Source organism: Rhodococcus sp. EPR-134 (assembly GCF_001647205.1).
In the GTDB taxonomy this organism is placed as follows: Bacteria; Actinomycetota; Actinomycetes; order Mycobacteriales; family Mycobacteriaceae; genus Rhodococcus_F; species Rhodococcus_F qingshengii.
Genome location: NZ_LVCT01000655.1, coordinates 1 through 6115, shown reverse-complemented (window position 1 = coordinate 6115; position 6115 = coordinate 1). Strand labels below are relative to the sequence as shown.

Here is a 6115-nt window from a genome sequence, read left to right as displayed (position 1 = left end):
GTTGGCTGCTCGTTTGGGTTCTCATGTCGGTGGCGGTTCACGTGCGGCGTTGACTGCGCAGGTGCGTCCGGTTCGGGTTCCGTTGTCGTTGGCGCAGCAGCGCATGTGGTTCCTCAACCAATTGGACCGCGAATCGGCAGCCAACAACATTCCGATGGCGATCACTCTCACTGGCGAGTTGGATCAGGCGGCGTTGTACGACGCTGTCGTGGACGTGTTGAAGCGTCACGAGGTTCTGCGCACGGTCTACCCCGAGGTCGACGGTGCCGGCTACCAGCGGATCTTGCCGGTGGCGGCAGTTCCGGTGAATCTGGCTCCCGTGCAAATCGAAGCATCCGACATCGTGGCGGCGGTGACGGACTTCGTCACGTCAGGCTTCGACGTCACCGCTGAGGTTCCATTGCGGGCCAAGCTCTTCCAGCTCGCGGAGGACTCGTTTGTACTGGCGATAGTGATTCACCACATCTCCACCGACGGTTTCTCGATGGGTCCGTTGATCCGCGACGTGATGACCGCGTACTACGCCCGCTCACAGGGTCAAGCCCCGACCTGGGCGCCGTTGTCGGTGCAGTATGCCGACTACTCGTTGTGGCAGCGCGAGGTTCTCGGTTCCGAGGGTGACACGGAATCCGTACTCGCAGAGCAGATCGGCTACTGGGCCAAAGCTCTCGACGGAGTTCCGGACCAGATCACCTTGCCCAGTGACCGCGCGCGTCCAGCCGTGTTCACCGGCCGGGGAGCCACCTACAGCTTCCCGATTTCCGCGGATGTTCACCGCGGACTGGCCGCTGTGGGTCGCGAGCACCAGGCATCGCTGTTCATGGTGATGCACTCGGCGTTGGCAACACTTCTTGCCCGGTTGTCCGGCACCACCGACATCGCAGTCGGCACCCCGGTCGCCGGTCGCGGTGAAGCGCAGCTCGACGATCTGATCGGCATGTTCGTCAACACGCTCGTGCTGCGTACCGACGTCGATCCGGGGATGCGTTTCCTCGATCTGCTGACGTCGGCGCGTGAGAGTGATCTCGCGGCTTTCGCTCACGCAGACGTGCCGTTCGAGCGGATCGTCGAGGTACTCGATCCGGTTCGTTCGCAGGCACACAACCCGTTGTTCCAGGTTGCCTTGGCATTCCAGAACCTGGGGCAGAATAACCTGACGTTGCCGGGACTCGATATCACTGAATTTGATATCGCGGAAACTGTAGCGAAGTTCGACCTTCAGTTGACCCTGGTGGAAGCTGCCGATGGTCACGGCATGACTGCGACCTTCACCTATGCGACGGATCTCTTCGACGAGGGGACAGTTGTCTCCTTCGCCGAGCGGTTGACTAGGATTCTCGAGGCCGTCGCCGTGGATGCGACGCAGGCCGTCGGCGACATCAACATCCTCGAAGCGCCTGAGCGTATCGAATTGACCAGTCGCCGAGCGTCCTCGGGCATCGAGCCGAAGCCGTTGGCCGACATCCTGGCCGAGACCGCGTTGCAGTATCCCTCCAACGAAGCTCTCCGCTACCAGGATCGGTCGATGACCTACGCCGAGGTCGACGAGTGGTCGTCGCGCCTCGCCCGCGTCCTGATCGCTCGCGGTCTGGGCGCCGAAGACCTGGTCGCAGTGTCGATTCCGCGTTCCATCGAATCGGTCCTGCTGGTGTGGGCGGTATCCAAGACAGGTGCCGCCGTTGTTCCCATCGATCCGCACTACCCGGCCGACCGCATCGCGCATATGGTCTCCGACTCGGGCGTCTCGGTCGGTCTGACTTTCGAAGCTGAACTCGCAGGGCTTACCGACACCGTGGAGTGGCTCGCGATCGACAGTGCTGTTTGCGCGGAATTAATGGCAGCGCAGGATAGTTCACCGATTCGTGAAGATGAGCGTGTGCGCCCCGTCCTTCCGGCGCATCCGGCCTGGGTGATCTACACCTCGGGCACAACAGGCTTGCCCAAGGGTGTTGTTGCTACGGGAGCAGGCCTCGCGAGCTTCAGTGCAACGCAGGCACAGCACTACCTGGTGACGCCGAACTCCCGCACGCTGCACTTCGCGTCGCCGAGTTTCGACGCGTCGATGCTCGAACTGTTCCTGGCTGTCGCGACAGGCGCTGCCATGGTGATCGTCCCGACGTCGATCTTCGGCGGCGACGAGTTGACCGCGCTGTTCAAGTCCGAACGCGTCACACACGCTTTCATCACGCCCGCGGCGCTGGCTTCCATGGATCCGTCGGGCCTGAACGATCTCGAGGTGGTTGGTGTCGGCGGCGAGGCGTACTCGCCGGAGCTGATGGCCAAGTGGGCGGATCAGCCGAACCGTCGACGTACGTTCCTCAATGTCTACGGTCCCACCGAGACCACTATCGTCACCAACGTCAGTGTGCCGCTGATGCCGGGCGACCGGATGACCATCGGTGGAACCATCGGCGACATGGCGGCGTTTGTTCTCGACACGCGTCTGCAGCCCGTCCCCGTCGGTGTTGCCGGTGAGCTGTACCTGTCGGGTCCCCAGGTCACCCGCGGATACCATCGCCGCCCGGGATTGAGCGCGGATCGCTTTGTTGCCAACCCGCATGGCCTGCCCGGTGAGCGCATGTACCGCACCGGTGATGTTGTGCGTTGGACTGACCAATATCAGGTTGAGTATGTGGGCCGCAACGACTTCCAGGTGAAGATCCGTGGCTTCCGTATCGAGCTCGGTGAGATCGACGCGGCACTGACGGCACATTCGGACGTCGAGTTCGCCGCGACGATGGGCACCACTTTGGCGTCCGGTGCTCCGGCGCTAGTGTCGTACGTGTTTGTCGGCAAGGAATCTGCTGTCAGCTCGGCGGATCTGAGCGAGTTCGTCTCACGCACCCTCCCGGCGCACATGGTGCCTGCGTCGATCATGGTTCTGACCGACATGCCGCTGACCCCGGCCGGCAAGCTGGACCGAAAGGCTTTGCCGGAGCCGGTATTCGAGGTCAAGGAGTTCCGTGCTCCCACGACCGAGATGGAACGCGTCCTCAGCGAGGTCTTTGCCGACGTTCTCGGCCTCGATCAGATCGGTACCGACGATTCGTTCTTCGCTCAGGGCGGAGACTCGATCATGTCGATCCAGTTGGTGTCCCGGGCCAAGGCCCGCGGTGTTCTGTTCACGCCCAAGGACGTGTTCGAGAACAAGACGGTGGCTGAGTTGGCAGAGGTTGCCGACTTCGGCTCCGACGCCGATGCGATCACTGTTCTCGCCGAGATCGAAGGCGGCGGCATCGGTTGGATGCCGCTCACGCCGATCAAGCGATTCATGTTCGAACGGCCCGGCAGCTTCCAGCGTTTCAACCAGTTGTTGACGCTGGAGTTGCCGCTCGGCATCGACCGGACCGGTGTTGTCGACACACTGGCTGCCGTCATCAATCACCACGACATGTTCCGTTCGCGTCTGGTCGATGATCAGCGTGGTCCGGGCATGGCTGTGTCCGCGCCCGGAACCGTCGACGTGGATTCTTTGGTGCGACGGGTGCTGGTGGACCCCGCGATTTCGGGCGCAGACCTGACGGCCATCGCATCGGGTGCTCTCGCCGACGCTCTCGGCCGGTTGGATCCGGCCGCCGGTGTCATGGCTCAGTTCGTGTGGATCGACTTCGGTGACACACGCACCGGCCGATTGATCATGGCTGCGCATCACCTGATCGTCGACGGCGTCTCCTGGCGAATCATCGTGCCGGACTTGATTTCCGCGTGGGCTCAGCGCAGTGGCGGAAGTGCACCCGTGCTCGAACCGACGGGCACGTCCATGCGTACCTGGGCGCACTCGCTCGCTGCGGAATCACGATCAGACAAGCGACTGGCAGAACTGCCACGTTGGCGCAAGACGCTGTCGACTCCAGACCCGATTCTCGGTTCGCGGGCGTTCGATCCGTCCGTCGACGTTGCGGCAACAGTCGAGCGTGTGCGCGTGGAGGTGCCTACAGGCGTCACTGAAACCCTGCTGACAACTCTGCCCGAGGTGTTCCGCGGCGGAGCCAACGACGGTTTGCTGGCCGGACTTGCTCTGGCACTGGTGCGCTGGCGCCGTGAGCGGGGCATCGACACCGAAGCGGCACTGCTCCAGCTCGAGGGCCACGGCCGCGAAGAGGGCGTCGTCCCGGGTGCCGATCTCTCACGCACCGTCGGCTGGTTCACGGCGGCCTTCCCCGTCGCCCTCGACCTTGCCGGTATCGACATCGACGACGCCTTCGACGCCGGAGTTGCTGCGGGAGCGGCGATCAAGGCAGTCAAGGAGCAGTTGCTCGCCGCTCCCGACAAGGGTGTCGGCTACGGACTGCTGCGGTACGTCAACGACGACACCTGCACTGAGCTGTCGAAGCTGAGCAGCGGGCAGGTCAGCTTCAACTACCTGGGTCGCATTGTGGCGGAGGATATTCCGGCTGCAGCGCAAGGCCTCGGATGGATTCCGGCACGCGACTTCTCCGATGTCGCTGCGCCGGAAGACCCGGACATGCCGGCCAACAAGGTTGTCGACATCAATGCCATCGTCAACGACGGCCCTGACGGCGCGGTGCTCGAAGCATCGTTTGCCTTCCCGAACGGATTGCTGAGCGCCACCGAGGTGCAAGCCCTGGCCGACCTGTGGGTCGGAGCACTCACAGCGCTGGCGCAGCACGCACAGGCCGTCGGCGCAGGCGGACTCACGCCGTCGGACGTGCCGCTGGTAACGCTGACCCAGCGGGATCTCGACGGGTTCGAGCAGCGTTTCCCCGCTGTGCAGGACGTCTGGCCGCTGGCTCCGCTGCAGTCGGGTCTGCTGTTCCACGCTGTCATGGCCGAGTCGACCGTCGACCTGTACTCCGTGCAGATGGTTCTCTCGCTGTCCGGCCGCGTCGACGCGGATCGCCTCCACGCCGCAGCACAGGCCATCATCGATCGTCACCCGAACCTGCGCACCGCATTTGTGGTCGACGGAACGGGTACGCCGGTCCAGGTAGTTCTCGGTGACATCGAGGTGCCGTGGCGCGAACTGGATCTCACCACAATCGCTGACAGCGAAGAACGACGCCGCGAGTTGGATCGGATTCTTGTCGAGGACCAGGCCACGCACTTCGACATGTCGAACCCGCCGTTGATCAAGTTCACGCTGATCAAGATCGCGGCGAGCGAATACCGCCTTGTTGTGGCAAACCACCACATCATCCTCGACGGCTGGTCCATGCCGCTGCTGCTCCAGACGCTCCTCGGCCACTACGCCATGCGTGGGAACATTCCCGCTCAGACGCGGTCACTGAGCTATCGGAACTACCTCGCGTGGCTGGTCCAGCAGGATCGCAGTGTGTCCATGGATGCCTGGGCGAAAGCGCTGGGCGGCGTCGAAGAGCCGACGTTGTTGGCTCCCACCGTCGTTGGTCAGGAATTCAGTGCGCTGTCGCAGAAGTTGCAGATCTCGCTCAGCGAATCGGTGACCGCGACACTGACCGGTTTGGCATCGAGGACCGGCGTTACCGCCAACACGATCGTCCAGGCTGCCTGGGCAATTCTGCTGGGACGCATGACCGGTCGCCAGGACATTGTCTTCGGTGCCACGGTCTCCGGCCGTCCGCCACAACTCGACAGCGTCGAGAAGATGGTGGGCCTGTTCATCAACACGCTGCCCGTGCGTGTCCAACTGGATCTGGCCGAGTCCGTCGAGGCATTGCTCTCTCGGGTTCAGATCGAACAGGCGGGATTGCTCGATCACCATTACCTCGGCCTGACCGATGTGCAGAGCGCCGCGGGCGTCGGCGGACTCTTCGACACTCTGGTGATCTTCGAGTCCTACCCGGTCGACCGTGACGGTCTTGCAGCGCAGGCAGAGTTCTTGGACGGCATGGTGATCGACGATGTCGCCTCCGACGATTCCACGAACTACCCGCTCACACTGCTGATCGGTCTCGACGACCAACTGCACCTGACGCTTCGTTACCTACCCGACTTCTTCGACGAGTCGTACGCGCAGGCCCTGCTGGGTCGCCTCGAGACTCTGCTGACCGAAATCGGTGAAACGCCGTCTACTGCAGTCGGTGACGTCGAGGTCATGACTGTGTCTGAGCGTGCTTTGGTGCTCGAGTCGTGGAACGACACGTCTCGTCCGGTTGTGGGTGGGTTGTTGTTGGAT

At 63.0% G+C, this 6115-nt stretch carries 1 protein-coding gene; it reads left to right on the top strand.

Annotated features, from left to right (window positions below; translation table 11 throughout):
• Positions 1–6115: non-ribosomal peptide synthetase (locus tag A2J01_RS28545; RefSeq protein ID WP_156519432.1), on the top strand; the 6115-nt coding region annotated here is incomplete at both ends.